Genomic DNA, 17,997 nt, shown 5'->3' on the forward strand with positions numbered 1-17,997 from the left:
CTCGGAATCCAGGTATTGGCCGGTCACCTCCACCCCGAGCTCATCAAGCCGGCAGAAAGCGGTCAGACCGGGGCGGACAAAGCCCGCACCACCGGTAGCGTCGTGCACGTCGAGGTCTTTCGGATGAGAGGTGTAGGAAACCCCATCATCGGAAGACCTCGACCCCTACCCCGGCAACGACGCGCCGACCCGCCCTACACCCTCAACTGCGAAGAGCCGGTTTTGGGTCTGACGACAGACACAAACCCGCGCACCGGCAGAAGCCCACTACCAGAGTTTCCGTCCCCTCTCGGGGTTTTGGGTCTGACGACTGATGGTGATTCGGTGGTCCTCACCTATCACGGAGAGTTTCCGTCCCCTCTCGGGGTTTTGGGTCTGACGACTTGACAGACGCGTGCTTAGCCGACGCGCGCTTGTTCGATGGTTTCCGTCCCCTCTCGGGGTTTTGGGTCTGACGACGTGGGCCAGACAATCCGGCCGACGCTACCCTTCTGGTTTCCGTCCCCTCTCGGGGTTTTGGGTCTGACGACTCTGACGACTTGCCGCCACCGACACCGATCAGGCCGTGTCGTGATGTTTCCGTCCCCTCTCGGGGTTTTGGGTCTGACGACCTGCGGGCTCGTCATGACCGGATCGCCGCGCAGAAGTTTCCGTCCCCTCTCGGGGTTTTGGGTCTGACGACGTACAGGAGAACACCGAACACCACTTCGACCTCTGGATGGTTTCCGTCCCCTCTCGGGGTTTTGGGTCTGACGACGACACGCCAACGCGCCGCCGTCGCCGGGCAACAACCAGTGTTTCCGTCCCCTCTCGGGGTTTTGGGTCTGACGACCACTGGGACAAGAAAACTGAAACCCGTTGAAACACACGTTTCCGTCCCCTCTCGGGGTTTTGGGTCTGACGACCTCGGCTGGAAAAAGGCGCGCGACAACCGCATTGTCAAGCGTTTCCGTCCCCTCTCGGGGTTTTGGGTCTGACGACTTGAATTGATCACAGTCCAAACATTTGGCGTCAACTAGTTTCCGTCCCCTCTCGGGGTTTTGGGTCTGACGACCTGTTAGGCATAAGCACACCAGCACCTCCCTTGGCAAGGGTTTCCGTCCCCTCTCGGGGTTTTGGGTCTGACGACATTAGGCGACTACGAACACACGCCTCAGCCCGGGGAGTTTCCGTCCCCTCTCGGGGTTTTGGGTCTGACGACGTGAACGAAACCCGCGGCGGCACAATCGAAGGTTTCCGTCCCCTCTCGGGGTTTTGGGTCTGACGACCCGCACTCTACTGCCGCACAGCTCGCTATGTACGCCAAGTTTCCGTCCCCTCTCGGGGTTTTGGGTCTGACGACGCTACGCGACCACCACATCCGCAACCGCGCCGCCATCGAGTTTCCGTCCCCTCTCGGGGTTTTGGGTCTGACGACTTTTTTACCCGGATACAGGCGAAACCGTCCATGCTGCTGTTTCCGTCCCCTCTCGGGGTTTTGGGTCTGACGACTGAAAGACCAGCCCACATGGCCCAATACAGCGTCGTTGAAGGTTTCCGTCCCCTCTCGGGGTTTTGGGTCTGACGACGGTTGCTGGATTCGCCCGTCGCTGCAATTTACTGAAGTTTCCGTCCCCTCTCGGGGTTTTGGGTCTGACGACTCGCCTTCGCCTGATCAGGCGTAATCGCCACATGTTTCCGTCCCCTCTCGGGGTTTTGGGTCTGACGACTTGACCGGCGCGGACTTGATCCGCGCAAACTTGTCGGTTTCCGTCCCCTCTCGGGGTTTTGGGTCTGACGACATTGAGGCTGGAAACGACGACGCGCTAGTCGGAATGTTTCCGTCCCCTCTCGGGGTTTTGGGTCTGACGACCTTCTGCGACGACCACTGGCGCGAATGTGCTTCCGGTATGTTTCCGTCCCCTCTCGGGGTTTTGGGTCTGACGACCTTCACGGACCTGTTCGTGGTCGTGCCCGATGACGCGGGTTTCCGTCCCCTCTCGGGGTTTTGGGTCTGACGACTTCTGAGCCGTGGACCTCGACGCGTAGACCTTGTTGGTTTCCGTCCCCTCTCGGGGTTTTGGGTCTGACGACACAGAGGTCTACGCTTCGCATCCATGGGGTCAGCACCGAGTTTCCGTCCCCTCTCGGGGTTTTGGGTCTGACGACCCGAGTTGGCCGCGGCCTAGTGGCCGCATCGAGCACCGCGTTTCCGTCCCCTCTCGGGGTTTTGGGTCTGACGACATCGCGGTCAACGGCGTCAAGTCATGGAAGATCACCAAGTTTCCGTCCCCTCTCGGGGTTTTGGGTCTGACGACTTCTCGGCGCCGCCGGGGCCGCTACCAGCGGGCATGTTTCCGTCCCCTCTCGGGGTTTTGGGTCTGACGACAATACCACGCAGTCGACGAATGCAACGACACCTCCAAGTTTCCGTCCCCTCTCGGGGTTTTGGGTCTGACGACTCGATGGACAATTCGTCCAGCGTGTGGTAACAATGCCTGCTGATGATGTCATAAGAACACAAACTCCTCTGCGCTGACAAGCCGTCCCCTTCCGTAGAACGTAACTGCCGCAACACCTCTTATCTTATAGATCCGGATGTTGTCGCAGTCGATGGCGAAGCGGTCGATACGTGCAACTAGTTTCGCGAGCTGGCCCTTCGTCAGCATCGCTTCGAATGCGGACTCTTGGACGCGATAGCCAAACCCGGCCAGGATCTTCGCAAGTGAAGCCCGCCGCCGGTTGTCGCTGATGTCGTATATTACGAGGACGAACATCTTGCCTATAGTGCCGCTGGATTCGTCCACTTTGAGCGGGAGATTGAAGTACTCCTCACGGCTGCGAGTGGGCATTTAGGCTCCGGATGGCTCGGAGGTGATATCGATATCGACGAGCCGCGACGGGTGCCCGGCTTCGATAACACGCACGAGGCTTTGCAGTTGCAAGTCGAGGGCGTACTGAAAGGTGTATCGGTGAGGATCGCCTTTGATGTAGGTGGCGGTTCGTGCGATTCGATTACCAAAGGCGCGCGCGATGGATCGTGTGGCTTCCCGTGTCGCGAAGACGGCCCCCGTGTCGGAGTTCTTGCTGAAAGCCCGGGTGTCGACCACACCGTCCGCGATCAATCGAAGTACGGTGTCATCGATGATCGGCGCCCGCCATACCTCCATGAGGTCGCTCGCCAACGTTGCGTGCCCTCGTGAATCCTGGTGTAGGAAACCGATATACGCGTTCAGGCTGTGACGCTCGATCGCCCCTATGATGTTCTTGTACAGCAGCGAATAGCCGAGGCTGACCATCGAGTTGAAGGCGTCCAACGGCGGCCGAGTCGAGCGGCCCTGGAATGCGAACTCCTGCGGGACGAGATGCCCCAGCGCGGTGAAGTATGCTTTTGCGGCATTTCCCTCGAACCCGTTCAACTCCGCCAGGGAGCCCGATCGATCGACCCAGGCCAGCGAGTGCTTCATCGTGCGGATGCTCTCAGCAACGTCTTGCCCCGACGTGTGTGCCCGAATCAAGGCCTGCTGATTCAGGATCTTCCTCGACACGATCCGCTTGCTTAACGACAGGCAGAACGCAGGATCGTCGGTGCGGTGAACTTGCTGACGGAGCCGCGGCGCGTATGACACGTCGGGTGTTGAGATCCGGCCCTGGTAGTGGCCGTCGGTCGTGAAGAGCTGGATGTCGCGCTCACGCTTGAGCATCTCAACGATGAAGGGCGTTGTCATCGTCGGCCGCCCAAACAGCGTGATACCGTCGAGCGTCTCGATCGGATACTGGCTCTCGCCGAGCTCCTCGCTCCACACGATCACCCGGCCGTCGGCAAAGCTGATCCGCGACACGGAGTCCGAGACATACAGCTGCACCATCTTGCGCACCTGTTAGCCCAGCGGTGCCATATCAATCTGCCGGATGATCTCGTCGTTCAACCGGTCGTAGAGCGTCAAATCAGCGCCTGTTTCGCGGGCGAGGATCTTCAACAGTTGTTCTGGGAGAAGGCCGCCATCCTTCGTGATGCGATCCTCACTGATTGAGACGATCTCGTGTGCTGCGGTGTTGCGGACCCGGCTCTCGAACCTTCCGAGTACTTCAAGAGCACCAACTCGATCGGGTGCGAATTGGCGGAGCAGTGCGAGCCAGTCCTTGGTGTAGAGGTACCACTCCGCGTTTGGCGATTTCGGAGGGTGCTTGAGCGCGCACCGTATCTCCGGCTCTCTTTCCAGCTTTCGGCGGTCGACGCGGCCCATGTCGTCGAGATAGCGGTCCTCCGGAAGGTGTTTTGCCACAGCCGCCCTGAGCACGATAGTGATTGCCGGGGTGGCTGCTCGTGCGAATTCAGCCCATTGCTCGCGCTTTGCCAGCAGCGCAAGAGCACTTACGTACTCAGCGACCTTGTTCGCGGGGTCATATGTGAACACAGTGCCTTTGAAGAACCTTGGCGCTACGAGGTGTTCCAGCCGCGAGCGGTGCATCGCGCCGCGGATCAGATTGCTCACGTGATCGGGTAGGCGTGAGTCCGCCGCGATCGTCACTGCTGCCGAGTAGTCGTACGACGCGATCAGCTGCTTCAGGTTAGCCCGCTCAAGCAGCGCGCCGAGCGCAGCGGAAGTTGTCTCAAAGCATCGGTTGGAAGCTGCAGGCTCGTTGTCGTCGTTGGCGTCCCACATCAGTTCGAGGTCGTAGGTGTCCGGGGATTCACGGTCGCCGGGCTTGCTCGATGCTCGAGCAGGCGTGCTTACTTGTACTGCCGTGGTCCTCGGAATGCCGAACACATTTATCGCCACCAGTGCCGCCTGCATCGCAGGGGTGCCGGAACTGGTATTCAGCAGGATTGTGGTGTCGGGAAACTCAGACGATAGCTGCGCCAGGTGATCGCGGAAGATCGGTACGAAGAGGTCGAATCTGTGCACCGACGGGTCGGTATGGATGACTGCGCGGACGTCGGTCTCAGGCGCGAGCCGCGTGATTGCCGCGGAGTACCGCCGGTCCGCGTTCTCAAAGGCAGCTATCTCGGCGCTGAGGAACAGCACCACGACTGTAGGTCGATAGTGGCGGACGATGTGTAGCATCGGGCCGTCGCCGAGCGCGGTGATCGGGTCCGCAGTTCCGATGGGCGAGAACAGGATCATTCGGCTCTCCTGATCGACAGCTCGCACTGACCCATCTCGTAGTACTTGTCACCGATCTTGGTCAGTTTCAAGACAAGTGGTGAGACGCCCAGGTCGCGCGTCTTGGCGACATGTTTGATCTTCGGAAATTGAGCGTCGAGCACCTTCGCCATGTCATCTTGCTGGGTCACGAATGTCTTGCTCCGATAGCCGGCTCCGCCGCCCAGATAGACGATCGGGCCGAACTGCGGATCATCGTCCCAGTACTTGGCTGCGTACTCGGCGTAGCGGGCCTTGTTCACGAATGCGACGGTGTCCGACAGCGTTTCAAGGAACCGCTCGCCCGCGGGCCAGCCGCCGCGAGCGGTGGGACTGGTGTCGACCACCACGCGGAGCGAGATTGAGGTTCCCGGCGCCAAACATTCCCGGAAGAGCGGCAGGCCATCAGGCTTGCCGTGGACATTCACATCCATCTTCTGGCAGATCAGCAGATCGCTTGTTCTCAGGCCTGGTGAGTCGGTGACCCTGATCGCCTGAAACAGGTCGTTGACCGCGTCTTGCGGACGGGTGTTGGGGCGCCCCGATTTGCGCAACTCCTTCCGCTCAAACCTTTCGCCGTACTGCCGGTGCTCCCGCGTCTGGTGTCCCGGAACACGAACAGGTTGGGCCGTCCGCTGATGCACAAGCGACTGCAGGTAGATGCTGCGAAGCATTCCCTTGACACTTGATCCTGGGACGTATGGATTCCCAAGCACGTCCTTGATGAACGAGTGAATATCGTTGAGCTGGCGCTGCTCTTGTATCATCTGACCATCGCGACCGCGATGCGCACGTCCCGGCACGATCGACCCGATCTTGACGCCGTACCCCCCATGATTCTTGGGGCTAACCTTGACTCCGTTTTCCGCTATCCATTCGTTGAATCGCTCATCCGGTTGCGCCTTACCGGTGTTCATCATGAACTCTTCGAAAGACTCCGACTTTCCTTGTGCCGCAACATCTGCATATAGACGTTCCATATCCGGGAAGTAGACCATGCTCGTGCTCGCGACATACTCCTTCGGGGTCCGCTTCTCGCCGGACCCTATGAACACCGGCCCTAGGCACCGCAGCGTGAGTTCGAAGGGCTTCAGGTATTGGCTCATGCTGCGGACTCCGGGAGTGCGAGGAATAGCGGTCGCGCGTAGCTGTAGACCGGGTGGTTTCCGCCCAGGCTGACGTCGAGGATGCCTCCTTGGAAGGGTCGCGAGAAGACCGAGCCGGCGGCGAGCTTGTAGATGTCGCGTTTGCGTCGTGGCGTCTCAGCGTATGTGGCCGACGCGACGAATCCACTGCGTTTGACGAGGCGGTATGTCGCGCCGGCGAGGGCCTGTTCAAGCTCGTCGTCGGTGGGGAGGGACGTCGTGAGCGTCATCAGGCTTGCCGCGGCGGTCGTTGGCGTGAGAGCGGCGGGTACTTCTGACTCGGTCGGGATGAACGCTCCGAACCCGCTCGTCCGTTCGCCGCCCAGCGCGGAGATCCCTTTCAACAGCCTGGTGAGTAGGCCGAGCTCGGACTCGGATCCGGTCGCCAGCAACCACAGACCCGCGTCCGGCTCGAACCGGAAGTAGCCGACACGGTACGGGTCGGCGTCTTTCTTTCCGTTGTGGATCGCTGCCTTCGCCGACACGGCGTGGACACCGATCTTGGTCTGCCGCGCCGCGAGGTCGTCAAGGTCGGCCGTGCCATCGAGGAAGCTGCCAAGCTGGGCAGCGGGAAGAAAGCCGATCTTCTTCGCCAGCTTCTTCTGCAGGCTTGAGCTGTCGGACCGAACGCTCTTGAGGGGCTTGGGAACGAGGTAGTCGGGCCCGACATAGGGCAGCAGATCGGTCAACCGCAGCGTCGAGCACGCAACGAGTTCGTCAAGCAGCTGCTGGCCACCCATCCGTAGCGCTTCAACGCAAAGCGCAGAGTAGAGGGTGTCCGCGGGGCAGCCAATCGTGGACGACTCAAGGCCGTGGTCGCCGAAGTGTGTGCGGACGACGTCGAACCTAAACAGCCGCGAGTTCATGGTTTAGCATCTCCAGCAGTGACCTGTCGAGTGTTCCGACTGCGGCCCGGGCTTTCAGGTCGCTGAACTTGACCTGCCCGTAGCCGCGAGTTCCGCTGCCGCCGAGGTAGTCGAGTTCGAGCAACTTCAGGCCGCGCGCGATGGCGTTGAAGTCCTCGATGATCTCATCGGAGGAAGGCAGAGACGCCTTCTGTTCCTCGTCGGGGGTGCCGAAGGAGACCTCGTAGACAAGTGAGAACGCGAACTCGCTGCCGGGGATCACGCGTTCCATCTGGCGAGGGTTCGCCTTGGCGGTCACCCGGTTGATGGCGTTCTCGAATTTCACCTCCGTGAGAGTCTTAGCGCCGCGAGCTTCAAGGTCGTCCTTGTTGGTGAGCTTCGTGTCGCGGAAGACGAGCCGGCCCGTCTTGTACTCCTTGGTGTCGCCGAATAGCCGACGGATCTGAGCAGGATCGTCATTCGGCTTCCTGTAAAACGTCTCTGTGTCGGCGCCGTATTGGCGGGACAACAGTGTACGGACCTTGCCCTTCAGGCTGGTACCCGGAATCATCGGCCACTTGGTCAACGGGTCACGAACGACAGGCTTGTCGACCGCACCGATGGCCGAGAAGCCATCGCCAGCACCGATGTGCAGGCCCGTCACGACGGTGATCGTGCCGGTGATCTCGATCTTCGCGTATCCAGTGATCATTCGGTTTCCTTGCTTGTCTCTTTAGGGTCGAGGAACTTCTTGTATGCGACCAGAGCCTCCATGTAGTGGCAGAATTTCAGCAGCCGGTCGCGGCTGTCGCCGATCTGCGCTAGTTCGTCCAGCAGGCCCGCCCTCTCGACGAAGACCCTGACCGCCTTCTCGCGGCCAGCCTGATAAACGAATCGCACACGGAGGTACTGAACTTTGTCCCGCAACGCAGGCGACAGGTTTTGATCGGAGCTGAGCTGCGCTTCGTCAAATAGCTGTGCGGTCAGGCTGAGTAGCACCCGCAGCTGGGTTGTGGTCAGCTCGAAGTCGCCGTTCTTCTTTGGCAGGCCGCGAATTACTTGCTCGGCCTGTTTCACATAGTCGTCTTGGATGACGCTCATTCGGACTCCTCCTTGCGGTTGCGATAGATGTAGAGGTGGAGCGCGGTCTTGAGTTGCTTGGCGTCGCTCGGATCTTGGAACCACTGGTGCAATCGGTTTGCAAACTGCTGGAAGCGCGTCGTGTCGTCGGTGGGGCCGCGCATGCGCATGAGGAAGTACACCCATCTGGCCTCTGTGATTCGATCGCCGCGTTGGTCGAGTAGTTCGAGCAGCTTGTAGATGAAGGCCATGCCGCGCTCTTCGTTGCACCTGAAGTAGTCGGCGATGTGCCGGTACTTCTCCTCGATCACCTTGCTGAGCAGCTCATCCCAGCGGAAGGTGAACTCGGGATCGAAGAGTGCAACCCCGTTCTTGCCGGGCAGCGACTTCGCCGCGCCTTCGAGATCTCCGACTTCGCGGGCCATCACGGAGATGGGGTACTTGTCGGGGAACATGCCGATGCCAGCCGACACGGTGAGTTTGCCCTGGGTGAATTCGTGGAACCGCTCCCGAAGCTCGATCCCGAACTCGATGACGTCGTCCCACGCGCCCACGACGAAGACGTCATCGCCGCCTGAGTAGATGATCGTGGCCCGCCGTGATCGCTCGGGATCGTCACCAGTAAGTGGACGCAGTTTAGGGTGTTTCAGCACGTAGTTGATGTGCTGCCGGAAGAACAACGACAGCATCCGGGAGAACGCGGCCGTGCGGCTGATCGTGTTGAACTTGCCGTTGCCCTGCTTCATGAAGCCGTGCGTGAATGCCTGGCCCAGGTTGTCGACGTCAAGGCGCAGAACCCCGAGGCGCGCGATTCCGCTCGCACGCTTCACGTAATCACCGAACTCCATCTGTGCGACGTAGTCGCCCACCCAGAGCCCGGTGCCCAAACTCTCGCCGGCGAAGAACTTGTTCTTCGCGTACAGCCTTCGCGTTTGCGGTTGCTGGAGGGCTTGCTTGGCGCCGGATTCGCTACAGAACGTGAGCGTGGCGCCGAACGGCAAGGGCAAACCATCCGAGGATTCCTCAGAGATGAGCAGGAAGCGGCGAGACTCGGATTGAATCTGCTGAGACGCAGCGGTCAGCGCTTGGCACAGGCTGCACAGGAGAAGATCGTTGATGGTTTTGATCGTGCGGTTGACCGTGTGGCACACGCTGCATTCCCGGTCACCTTTCTGACCGTCGTGATCGCTCGAGTTGAGTTCCCGCAGTTGGTCAGCGCTGTATCGGGCGAGCTTCTTCGCGGAAAGTTGCTCGCTCAACTCACGGTAGAGCCCGCTGTAGCGGAGGGCGCGGTCATGTGCCTGGGGCCCGCTCTCGTTCGGCCGACGCATCAGGTCGTTCGCGGCAAGCGGTACGCTGCCCGTGGCGATGAAGAGCCAGGTTGCGAAGTTTTCCAGCAGCCACTCGTTGGCCTCACGCTCGAATTCTTCGAGCGAATTGCGAGCGAACTCCGTGTTGGGCAGCAGCAGGTACGCGTGCCCGCCACCGGAGTAGTTGAGATTCGCGCGGCTGAGACCCACCCGCGCAAGTAGCTCGTCGATGAGATGCTCGGTCAGCATCTCCAGGTAGAAGCTGCGGGCACGCAGCATCTTCGCGGCACCCGAGGAATGGATCGTGTAGATGAAGTCCTGGATGCCTGAGACGTCGAAAGTTGTGAGCAGGAAGGCTTTTTCGTTGTAGAAGGTGTCCTGCTTGTCGAACAGCGCTGACTTGAAGTCGCTTTGTCCGGTGGCTTGTAGGTAGTGCCAGATGCAGGCGCCGAGCGCACCCGTCAGCTTCAGGTGGTCGAAGAGTGAGACGTCGACGACCTCGGACGCGTCGGTCGAGGACGGCACGAACGACAGCGTCGCCTCGAGGACGTTGAGGAGGCTGGCGAGGTAGGTGTCGGAACATTCGAGGTCGACCAGAACGGCTTCCAGCTTGTTGACGATCTCGGTGTAGCGGTACTTGTCGAACTCGATCCGGCGAGCCGACGGTATGTTCATCGGCTCGCGGTCATCGAGCATCTCCGGCGCGAACGTAAGATTCGCTGTATCAGCGCCGAATCGGTTGAACACCGAGTACAGGGGAGTGTCCGAATCCCAGGTACTCGCACCCTGGCCGTCATCGGAATCGGCCTTGCGGCGGTCAGTCCCGGCCGCGATGTTGTCAGCAATGTAAGCGACGTAGGCCGGCGCATCGGCGGCAAGGCGGCCATTCTCGGCCGCCGTACGCAGCGCAGAACTATGGTGATAGCTGATCGCGTCAAGAATGCGGCGGTCGAAGACCTCAATGTCAGGCTCGTACACCTCGTCTGCGAACTCCGACGGATTGCGCCCGTCGCGCAACCAGATTTTCTTCACGAACGCACGGCCGATTGCGCTGTGCCTACCCCGGTAGCCCAGCGCAGCCCGCTGGACCGGCTTGCCGATGTCGTGCAGGAGGCAACCGATCACGGTCTCGATAAGCGCCGGGATCATGGCTTCGGTGCGTCCTTTGGCCTCGGTGCCAGTGGCTGGACCCGGATCGCGCCCATCCCCATGGATGCCTTTATTCCGCATCCCGAGAACTCCCCGAACCACAACAGCGCCGCGATATAGCTCGCAAAAGTATCCACACCGCGGACGGTGAACGTGGCCGAGCCGGTGAAGCCGGGAACACGCGCCGCGCCCATCGCGAACGGGACCGATGCCACCCGGAACGCGGAAAGGCGAACCGACTGACCGAATTCGGCGATGAGGCCAGGATCGGGCTCTTCGCCGTCGACAACTGCGCCGTACTTCTGCGCGAGACTCTGAAACACGAGCCGCGGATCCGGCCAGAACACGTACTCGCCGGATTGCTTGAACGCGGTAGGCGTCAGGAACTCGACCCGGAACTTGCGCGTCTCGGGCCGCGCGTAGAAAATGCGCGCGAATTGACTTAGCGGGTTCTGCTCCAGCGATCGCGACGTGACCTGTGTCGTTATCCCTGTCGTGCGGAGCCGAAACCCCGCAAATACCTCGTCATTGATAGGCCCGACGATCTGCTGCCGCGCCTCGTTCGTCAGCGCGCTGACCTTCCACTCCAGCGATGTCGTCGAGCGGGCGAGCGCGTACTGACTGTACGGGTTCACCGGCACGGTGTGGAGGGTCTGCACATAATCGGCCGGGATCGACTCCATGAGGACGCCATGAAGATGCGGCCCCAGGGTCGACACTTTCGCTCGGTCGAGCGGGGCGTCGACCTCTAGAGTCAGCGTCAATCGCGACAAGTGTTCCGTCATCCGGCGATCTCCTCGGTGAGAAAAGCCCGTCAGAATAAGCGTTGGTGAAATTCAGGTCAAGCCTGCGGCGTGCCTCACCTACTTTGAGCGCGTAGCCGGTGGTGGTGCCTCAGCCATTTTGAGCGCGTGGCCCAGGAAGGCTTGCCCGATGTGGAGGGCAAGATCGATATGGCCGCGAGACGGCAGGTGACGAACAAGCTGCGGATTCAGTACCGCAAGGCGTCGAAGGCGGACAAGGGCAAGATTTTGGATCGGGTGGTGGCCACCACGGGGATGGGCCGCTCGACGGCGCGGCGGATGTTGACAGGCCCGAGATTGCCGGACCCGGCCGAGCAGGTCGACGGGCGTAGGCTGCGGGCGCGGGGGTTCAGCGACGACGCCAGGGCGCTGCTGGAGCATGTGTGGGCGTTGATGGGCATGCCGTGCGGCAAGTACCTGGTGGTCATGCTCGATCTGTGGTTGCCGCTACTGGCCGCTGCCGGTGATCTTGACAAGCCGTTCGCCACCGAGGCGTCAGTGGCCGAGTTGAAGGCGATGAGTGCGGCCACCGTGGACCGCTACCTGAAACCGGCTCGCGACCGGATGCGCATCAAGGGCATCTCGACAACGAAACCGTCTCCGCTGCTGCGTAATTCGATCAGCATTCGCACCTGCGCCGAGGAAGCGCCCAAGGCTCCGGGGGTGATCGAGGCCGACACCGTGGCGCACTGCGGCCCCACACTGATCGGCGAGTTCGCCCGCACCCTGACGATGACCGACCTGGTGATCGGCTGGACCGAGAACGCCTCGATCCGCAACAACGCCTCCAAGTGGATTGTGGAGGGCATCGAGGAGCTGCAGCAGCGGTTTCCGTTCCCAATGGTGACTTTCGACTCAGATTGCGGTGGCGAGTTCATCAATCACGACGTCGCCGCCTGGTTGCAGGCCCGCGATATCGAACAGACCCGCTCACGGCCGCACCAGAAGAACGACCAGGCGCACGTGGAGTCCAAGAACAACCACGTGGTGCGCAAGCATGCGTTCTATTGGCGCTACGACACTGAGCAGGAGCGGGAGCTGCTCAACCGGCTGTGGCGGCTGGTGTCGCTGCGTCTGAACTTTTTCACCCCGACGAAAAAGCCCGTCGGCTACACCACCACCGCCAACGGCCGCCGCAGGCGGATCTATGACAAACCGGCCACCCCCTGGCAACGCCTAAAAGCATCGAATGTAGTTGATGCCCAACATATCTCGGCTGTAACCGCACGGGTCGATGGGATCAACCCGGCCGATTTGACCCGGCAGATCAACGCCATCCAGACGCAGCTGCTCGACCTGGCCAAAACCAAGACCGAAGCCCTCGCTGCCGCCCGTCACGTCGACCTGGAAGCATTGCAACCGTCAATCAACCGATTGGTCAAGACGAAGTAGCGCAAGCCCCCCTACGCGCTCACCATGCGTGAGGCACCAGCCACTACTTCGCGCTCACTTTTGTGTGAGGCACCTCGGGGCCTGATTCCGCCGCACTCGCGCGATGTCGGCCTCGGGGCTGGCCACTCCGACGTAGCAGATCCGTCCTTCTGATGCCGCCTCGGCGAGCAGCCAAGGGATGGCTTCCTACCGACCGCGGTTTCCAACGCGGAGTCCGGGCATTCGTCTACCGCCCATTCGAGTAGCCGATTGCCCAGACCCCATCCCGCGGCGTAGGCCGTAGTTTGGCCCAATCCGGATTCGCCCCACCAATCGGCGCGCTGCCTCGTCGGGGTTGTAGCGGTCGGCGCCGGCCGCGCGGAGGATGGCGCCGCCGATGCTGCTCTTGTCTTGCCTGTCTTGCCCGCGCCGTCAATTGACGCCAGGAAGGACCGAACCGACGGCAGATCACTCACCGCGCCGACTGTGCGTACAGCTCACACCCAGGCGCTGCGCTATGGAGCGGCTCCAAAACTCAGCCCACCGCCTCGCGAACCCGGGCGGCGACCTCGGCCAGCGCGGCCTCGTCGTGCACCGGCGCCGTCAGCCGCGGCGTCACCGGCAACCGCACCCAGCTGGTGCAGCCGGCGTACTCGGGGGTGCGGGCCAGCCGAACCGGCTCCACGAGCGGGATCGCGGCGACCACCAGCACGGCCAGTTTGTGCTTGGGCCGAAAGTCGAGCCGGTCGGCGCGCACCGACTCGGCCGTCCAGATGTGCAGGCCCTCGATGGCGTCCAGACCCTCTGGCCGGTTAACGTTCACCGCGGCAACAACTTTCGCGGCGGCCCGCAGCAGCACGCACCCGTCGGTGCTGTCGGCGGCCGCCGGGCCCAGCAGGTCGCAGTGCTCGGGACGAACACGCTCGGCGTGGCTGTGCGCGACCGTCGGGAACAACAAGAACTCGTCGGCCGCCACCTCGAAGCGCTTCTCGCCGATGCCGCCCTTGCGCAGCAGCACCCACTGCCGGCCGTCCAGCAGCGCGTGTACCGCCGCACTCCACTCCTTTAGCGCCGGCGTCATGGGGATCCGGCGAGCCGGGCCACGACCTCGGGCCGGCGCAACGGCGGTACGGTCTTGGGCGGCTGCCGCCGTGGCGGCAACGCGTCCAGCAACCGCGTCGTCGTCGCGGTGACCTCGGCGACGGCGGCCTCGAACGCCTCGGCGGTGGCCGCCGACGGGTGGGTGATGCCGCTGACCTTGCGCACGTATTGGCGGGCCGCCGCCGCGATCTCGGAGGGCATGGCCGGGGGTTGCAGCCCGCGCAGTTCGGTGATGTTGCGGCACATGCTCTCAACGATAGGCGCGGCTACCAGACCGTGACCGGGCGCGGATGCCGATGACTTCGTAGCCGCCGGTCCTTGGTCACCAGCCGCCAGCCGTGTTCGATCGCCGTGGCGTAGATCAACCGGTCGGCCGGATCGCCGGGAAACGACGAGGGCAGCGCCACCGCCGTAGCGGCGACGGATGGAGTGATGCCGACGGTGCGGAGGTACTCGGCCAGCTGCCGAAGCCAGGACAGCACGGGAATCGCGAGGTGGATGCGTTCATGTTCGGCAAGCCAAGCCAGTTCGAACCACGAAATCGCGGCGACGGCAAGCTCATCGGCCTGCTCGACGGCCCGACTCGCGGTCTGGCTCAGACGTTCGGGCTCGGCCGACCACCAGTAGGCCACATGGGAGTCGAGCAACACCGTCGTCACGAGGCGTTCCAGGACACCCCGGTGGTGAAGAGTTCGTCGTCGTCGACGGCCGTCATCGCCACACCGCGGAATCGACCCTTCAGCGCGTGCGGCCCCGTCGCTCCCACCAGCCGGGCCACGGTGCGGCCGTGTTTGGTGATCTCGATCTCCTCGCCTTGGGCCACTTCATCAAGCAAGGCGAGGATCTTCGCCTTCACCTCCGTAGCGGCCATTTTTCTGGTCATGAAGATAGTTTACTGGTCCTGTTACGGTAATGGCATGACCGACGACATCCTGCTGATCGACACCGACGAGCGGGTGCGCACGCTCACCCTCAACCGGCCGCACTCCCGCAACGCGCTCTCGGCGGCGCTGCGGGACCGGTATTTCGCGGCGCTGGCCGACGCCGACACCGACGACGACATCGACGTCGTCATCCTCACTGGCGCCGATCCGGTGTTCTGCGCCGGACTGGACCTCAAGGAGCTGGCCGGGCAGACCGCGCTGCCGGACATCTCACCGCGGTGGCCGGCCATGACCAAGCCGGTGATCGGCGCGATCAACGGCGCCGCGGTCACCGGCGGGCTGGAGCTGGCGCTGTACTGCGACATCCTGATCGCCTCCGAGCACGCCCGCTTCGCCGACACCCACGCCCGGGTGGGCCTGCTGCCCACCTGGGGACTCAGCGTGCGCTTGCCGCAAAAGGTCGGCATCGGCCTGGCCCGGCGGATGAGCCTGACCGGCGACTACCTGTCCGCGACCGACGCGTTGCGGGCCGGCCTGGTCACCGAGGTGGTGGCCCACGACCAGCTGCTGCCCACCGCCCGCCGGGTGGCGGCGTCGATCGTCGGCAACAACCAGAACGCGGTGCGCGCGCTACTGGCGTCCTATCACCGCATCGACGAGTCTCAGACCGCCGCCGGGCTGTGGCTGGAAGCCTGCGCGGCCAAGCAATTTCGCACTAGCGGCGATACCATCGCCGCTAACCGCGAGGCCGTGCTGCAGCGCGGCCGCGCGCAGGTGCGTTAGCGCCAAAAGTCCTTCAGCGAAGCCGGGTCTCGGTGCGGCTGTCGAAGAGGCGCACCTCCTGCGAGTGCGGCACGATCGCTAACGACTCACCCACCCGCACCGCGGTGCGCCGGTCGGTGCGGAACACGATGCGCGGTGCGCGTGACGACCAGCCCCGCTGGTCGACCGGCGTTGCGTAGACGAAGGATTCGAAGCCGAGCTCCTCCACCAACTCGACGTGCACGGTCAACGATCCCGGGGTGCCGATCGATGCCACGTCCCAGGACTCCGGCCGCACGCCGACCAGCACCCGCTCGGCCGCCGGGTCCGGAACCGGTATCGCCAAATCCGGTGCCCGCACCACACCGTGGGCGACGGCGGCGTCGATGACGTTCATCGCCGGCGCCCCGATGAACGTGGCGACAAACGTGTTGACCGGGTCGTCATACAGCGCCCTCGGCGTGTCAACCTGTTGCAGCACACCGTCTTTGAGCACCGCCACCCGGTCGCCCATCGTCATCGCCTCCACCTGATCGTGGGTGACGTAGACGGTGGTGGTGCCCAACCGACGCTGCAATCCGGAGATCTGCGAGCGGGTGCTCACCCGCAGCTTGGCGTCCAGATTCGACAGCGGCTCGTCCATGCAGAACACCCGGGGCCGGCGCACGATCGCCCGGCCCATCGCCACCCGCTGCCGCTGCCCGCCGGAGAGCTTGGCGGGCTTGCGGTCCAGCAGCTCGGTCAGCTCCAGCATGTCGGCGACTTCCAGCACGCGCCGGCGGGTGTCCGCGCGCGACATCCCGGCGTTTCGCAGCGCGAACCCCATGTTGGCGGCCACCGTCATGTTCGGGTACAGCGCGTAGTTCTGGAACACCATCGCCACGTCACGCGCCCGCGGCGGCAGATGCGTCACATCAACGTCGCCGATGCTGATGCGCCCGCTCTCAATGGGTTCCAGCCCGGCCAGCACGCGCAGCGTGGTGGACTTGCCGCAACCGGACGGACCGACCAGAACCAGAAACTCCCCGTCGGCGATGTCGAGGTCCAAGTTGTCGACGGTCGGCGCGTCGGCGCCGGGATAGCGCTGGGTGACAGCAGAGTACTGAACGTTAGCCATGCCCCGCCAGCTTCCGCATGATCTGCCGATCCAGGATGACCTGCAACCGTTTTTGGATGTTCGTGAAGGTCTTGGTCACGTCGGCGCCGCGCAGCCCGATGGATTCCAGGCCGGCGGAGATGACCCGGTCACCACCGGGCAGGAAAACCCGTGCGTAGTCTTGTGTCCGGGTGTGTGGCAGCTGGTCGAGCGCCACCCGCGCACGGGGATTGTCCGCCAGATATTGCCGTTCGCTGGGATCGTCGACGGCGGACTTGCGCACCGGCAGATAGCCGGTGCGTTGGCTGAAAAATGCGGTATTTTCCGGGTTGGTGACGAATGCGATGAACTTGAGCGCGTTGACTTTTCGCTCCTCGGAGAGCTTGGCCGGTATCGCCAGCCCCGCACCGCCCGTCGGACAGGCGGGCGCTGCGCCCGGGCCCGTGGGCAGCGGTGCGGCGCCGAAGTCGAATCGGGCAGATGCGGTGATGCCGGCCAGCGAGCCGGTGGATGCCACGGCCGAGGCCAGGATTCCGGTGGCGAACTCGTTGGCAATATCGTTGGCGACCGCCGCATAACCCTTGCCATGGATGGAGTTCCGATAGAAGTTGCCGGCCGCGATCGTGGCGGGCTTGGTCAATGTCAATGTCCACTTGTCGGAGTAGGCACCGCCGAATGCCCAGTTCGGTCCCTGAAACGTCCACGAGATGAGGTCGGCGTTAGCCCAGCCGTGCGCCGATCGACCGGCGCCGACCACGCGCTGTAACGCCGGACCCCATTCGTCGAACTCTGACCAGGATTGCGGTCCGCGGTCGGGTAGGCCGGCCTGTTGCCACGCCGCCTTGTTGTAGTAGAACAGTGGCGTCGAGCGAGCATACGGCACAGCGTAATGGCGGCCGTTGAACTCATAGTCGGCCAACAGAGAGTCGACGTAATCCGTTGTGTCCACTCCAACTTGGCCGAACAGGTCGTCAAGGGCAGTGAGAACACCGCTGAGGGCGAAATGGAACCACCATCGGTCGTCGAGCAAAACGACGTCGGGCACGTCGGTTCCGATGAGCGCCGCATTGAATTTCTGTGCCACCTCGTCGTAGTCCTTGCCGGCGTCGATCAGCTTGACCGACAGAGTGGGGAATCGGTCCTGGAAACGACCGATCAGCTCCCGTTCCGCCGAGCTGGATTGGCCGGGATGACTGGACCAGAAGTCGATCGGACCCGAACCGGACTTCACCGAACCGCCGCCGCCCATCCCGGCGCAGCCGGCGGTCACGCCGGCGGCGGCAGCGGCCAGCGCGAGGAATTGTCGGCGGTTCAGCGGGTCCATG

Annotated in this window: 17 protein-coding genes, 1 pseudogene and 1 CRISPR repeat array; of the genes and pseudogenes, 3 read left to right on the forward strand and 15 right to left on the reverse strand. The window is 62.9% G+C overall.

Annotated elements, in window-relative coordinates:
* The first annotated feature begins 275 nt into the window (after positions 1-275).
* A CRISPR array of direct repeats spans positions 276-2,441; the repeat unit is 36 nt; unit sequence GTTTCCGTCCCCTCTCGGGGTTTTGGGTCTGACGAC.
* A gap of 48 nt (positions 2,442-2,489) precedes the next feature.
* From cas2 to cas6, 9 genes are read right to left on the reverse strand one after another with little or no spacing between them, the layout of a single operon-like run.
* Positions 2,490-2,831, reverse strand: a complete 342-nt coding sequence (cas2, locus tag MCAN_RS14930) for a CRISPR-associated endonuclease Cas2 (RefSeq protein ID WP_014001440.1) — start codon at positions 2,829-2,831, stop codon at positions 2,490-2,492.
* A complete protein-coding gene (gene cas1 / locus MCAN_RS14935; protein WP_003414279.1) occupies positions 2,832-3,848 on the reverse strand; it encodes a CRISPR-associated endonuclease Cas1 in 1,017 nt (338 codons plus the stop codon).
* A 12-nt stretch (positions 3,849-3,860) separates the two neighbouring features.
* Positions 3,861-5,108 (reverse strand): type III-A CRISPR-associated CARF protein Csm6, encoded by a 1,248-nt coding sequence (gene csm6, locus MCAN_RS14940; RefSeq protein WP_041180132.1) that lies wholly within the window; start codon positions 5,106-5,108, stop codon positions 3,861-3,863.
* The gene (csm5, locus tag MCAN_RS14945; RefSeq protein ID WP_014001442.1) at positions 5,105-6,232 is read right to left on the reverse strand and encodes a type III-A CRISPR-associated RAMP protein Csm5; all 1,128 of its coding nucleotides are present in this window, start codon (positions 6,230-6,232) and stop codon (positions 5,105-5,107) included. Before csm5 ends, csm6 begins: the two co-directional genes overlap by 4 nt.
* Positions 6,229-7,137 (reverse strand): type III-A CRISPR-associated RAMP protein Csm4, encoded by a 909-nt coding sequence (csm4, locus tag MCAN_RS14950; RefSeq protein ID WP_014001443.1) that lies wholly within the window; start codon positions 7,135-7,137, stop codon positions 6,229-6,231. Before csm4 ends, csm5 begins: the two co-directional genes overlap by 4 nt.
* Complete coding sequence (gene csm3 / locus MCAN_RS14955) at positions 7,118-7,828, reverse strand: type III-A CRISPR-associated RAMP protein Csm3 (protein WP_014001444.1); 711 nt, start codon at positions 7,826-7,828, stop codon at positions 7,118-7,120. Before csm3 ends, csm4 begins: the two co-directional genes overlap by 20 nt.
* Positions 7,825-8,217: a type III-A CRISPR-associated protein Csm2 gene (gene csm2, locus MCAN_RS14960; protein ID WP_014001445.1), complete on the reverse strand. Its 393-nt coding sequence runs from the start codon at positions 8,215-8,217 to the stop codon at positions 7,825-7,827. Before csm2 ends, csm3 begins: the two co-directional genes overlap by 4 nt.
* Positions 8,214-10,655 (reverse strand): type III-A CRISPR-associated protein Cas10/Csm1, encoded by a 2,442-nt coding sequence (gene cas10 / locus MCAN_RS14965; protein ID WP_014001446.1) that lies wholly within the window; start codon positions 10,653-10,655, stop codon positions 8,214-8,216. Before cas10 ends, csm2 begins: the two co-directional genes overlap by 4 nt.
* Complete coding sequence (gene cas6 / locus MCAN_RS14970) at positions 10,652-11,440, reverse strand: CRISPR-associated endoribonuclease Cas6 (RefSeq protein WP_015288384.1); 789 nt, start codon at positions 11,438-11,440, stop codon at positions 10,652-10,654. The genes cas10 and cas6 overlap by 4 nt, the downstream gene beginning before the upstream one ends.
* A 273-nt stretch (positions 11,441-11,713) precedes the next feature.
* Between cas6 and MCAN_RS23685 the strand changes: the two are divergent.
* Positions 11,714-11,998: pseudogene (locus MCAN_RS23685) on the forward strand (integrase catalytic domain-containing protein); the annotation flags it as partial.
* 24 nt (positions 11,999-12,022) lie between these two features.
* Entirely contained in the window at positions 12,023-12,850 is an 828-nt protein-coding gene (locus MCAN_RS23985; RefSeq protein ID WP_328514394.1) for an integrase catalytic domain-containing protein, read from the forward strand.
* Positions 12,851-13,364: 514 nt separating this feature from the next.
* Here the strand turns inward: MCAN_RS23985 and MCAN_RS14980 are convergent.
* The 4 genes from MCAN_RS14980 to MCAN_RS14995 are packed head-to-tail and all read right to left on the reverse strand — an operon-like array spanning position 13,365 to position 14,801.
* Entirely contained in the window at positions 13,365-13,910 is a 546-nt protein-coding gene (locus MCAN_RS14980) for a DUF1802 family protein (protein ID WP_014001448.1), read from the reverse strand.
* Positions 13,907-14,176 (reverse strand): DUF2277 domain-containing protein, encoded by a 270-nt coding sequence (locus MCAN_RS14985; RefSeq protein ID WP_015288386.1) that lies wholly within the window; start codon positions 14,174-14,176, stop codon positions 13,907-13,909. The genes MCAN_RS14980 and MCAN_RS14985 overlap by 4 nt, the downstream gene beginning before the upstream one ends.
* 20 nt (positions 14,177-14,196) lie before the next feature.
* Entirely contained in the window at positions 14,197-14,589 is a 393-nt protein-coding gene (locus tag MCAN_RS14990; protein ID WP_014001449.1) for a type II toxin-antitoxin system VapC family toxin, read from the reverse strand.
* Positions 14,586-14,801 carry a type II toxin-antitoxin system Phd/YefM family antitoxin gene (locus MCAN_RS14995; protein WP_014001450.1) on the reverse strand — a complete coding sequence of 72 codons (216 nt, stop codon included), beginning with the start codon at positions 14,799-14,801 and terminating at the stop codon, positions 14,586-14,588. Before MCAN_RS14995 ends, MCAN_RS14990 begins: the two co-directional genes overlap by 4 nt.
* A gap of 46 nt (positions 14,802-14,847) precedes the next feature.
* Between MCAN_RS14995 and MCAN_RS15000 the strand changes: the two genes are divergently transcribed.
* Entirely contained in the window at positions 14,848-15,597 is a 750-nt protein-coding gene (locus tag MCAN_RS15000) for an enoyl-CoA hydratase (RefSeq protein WP_014001451.1), read from the forward strand.
* A gap of 13 nt (positions 15,598-15,610) precedes the next feature.
* On the opposite strand, the gene MCAN_RS15005 is transcribed toward MCAN_RS15000, so the two are convergent.
* Both MCAN_RS15005 and MCAN_RS15010 read right to left on the reverse strand, forming a co-directional pair.
* On the reverse strand, positions 15,611-16,693 hold the full coding sequence (locus MCAN_RS15005; protein ID WP_014001452.1) for an ABC transporter ATP-binding protein: 1,083 nt from the start codon (positions 16,691-16,693) through the stop codon (positions 15,611-15,613).
* Positions 16,686-17,996, reverse strand: coding sequence for an ABC transporter substrate-binding protein (locus MCAN_RS15010; protein WP_014001453.1), 1,311 nt, complete (start codon positions 17,994-17,996; stop codon positions 16,686-16,688). The genes MCAN_RS15005 and MCAN_RS15010 overlap by 8 nt, the downstream gene beginning before the upstream one ends.
* Between the last annotated feature and the right edge of the window lies 1 nt (position 17,997).

Origin of the sequence: Mycobacterium canetti CIPT 140010059, assembly GCF_000253375.1 — a bacterium.
GTDB lineage: Bacteria > Actinomycetota > Actinomycetes > Mycobacteriales > Mycobacteriaceae > Mycobacterium > Mycobacterium tuberculosis.

What these genes read in the sequence shown, in the direction of transcription:
- cas6 (WP_015288384.1), bottom strand. Translation starts at nt 11,440, where the DNA reads ATGACGGAACACTTGTCGCGATTGACGCTGACTCTAGAGGTCGACGCC.
- MCAN_RS14995 (WP_014001450.1), bottom strand. Translation starts at nt 14,801, where the DNA reads ATGGCCGCTACGGAGGTGAAGGCGAAGATCCTCGCCTTGCTTGATGAA.
- csm4 (WP_014001443.1), bottom strand. Translation starts at nt 7,137, where the DNA reads ATGAACTCGCGGCTGTTTAGGTTCGACGTCGTCCGCACACACTTCGGC.
- csm5 (WP_014001442.1), bottom strand. Translation starts at nt 6,232, where the DNA reads ATGAGCCAATACCTGAAGCCCTTCGAACTCACGCTGCGGTGCCTAGGG.
- cas10 (WP_014001446.1), bottom strand. Translation starts at nt 10,655, where the DNA reads ATGATCCCGGCGCTTATCGAGACCGTGATCGGTTGCCTCCTGCACGAC.
- csm3 (WP_014001444.1), bottom strand. Translation starts at nt 7,828, where the DNA reads ATGATCACTGGATACGCGAAGATCGAGATCACCGGCACGATCACCGTC.
- MCAN_RS15005 (WP_014001452.1), bottom strand. Translation starts at nt 16,693, where the DNA reads ATGGCTAACGTTCAGTACTCTGCTGTCACCCAGCGCTATCCCGGCGCC.
- MCAN_RS14980 (WP_014001448.1), bottom strand. Translation starts at nt 13,910, where the DNA reads ATGACGCCGGCGCTAAAGGAGTGGAGTGCGGCGGTACACGCGCTGCTG.
- MCAN_RS23985 (WP_328514394.1), top strand. Translation starts at nt 12,023, where the DNA reads ATGCGCATCAAGGGCATCTCGACAACGAAACCGTCTCCGCTGCTGCGT.
- MCAN_RS14985 (WP_015288386.1), bottom strand. Translation starts at nt 14,176, where the DNA reads ATGTGCCGCAACATCACCGAACTGCGCGGGCTGCAACCCCCGGCCATG.
- csm2 (WP_014001445.1), bottom strand. Translation starts at nt 8,217, where the DNA reads ATGAGCGTCATCCAAGACGACTATGTGAAACAGGCCGAGCAAGTAATT.
- cas2 (WP_014001440.1), bottom strand. Translation starts at nt 2,831, where the DNA reads ATGCCCACTCGCAGCCGTGAGGAGTACTTCAATCTCCCGCTCAAAGTG.
- cas1 (WP_003414279.1), bottom strand. Translation starts at nt 3,848, where the DNA reads ATGGTGCAGCTGTATGTCTCGGACTCCGTGTCGCGGATCAGCTTTGCC.
- MCAN_RS15010 (WP_014001453.1), bottom strand. Translation starts at nt 17,996, where the DNA reads ATGGACCCGCTGAACCGCCGACAATTCCTCGCGCTGGCCGCTGCCGCC.
- MCAN_RS15000 (WP_014001451.1), top strand. Translation starts at nt 14,848, where the DNA reads ATGACCGACGACATCCTGCTGATCGACACCGACGAGCGGGTGCGCACG.
- csm6 (WP_041180132.1), bottom strand. Translation starts at nt 5,108, where the DNA reads ATGATCCTGTTCTCGCCCATCGGAACTGCGGACCCGATCACCGCGCTC.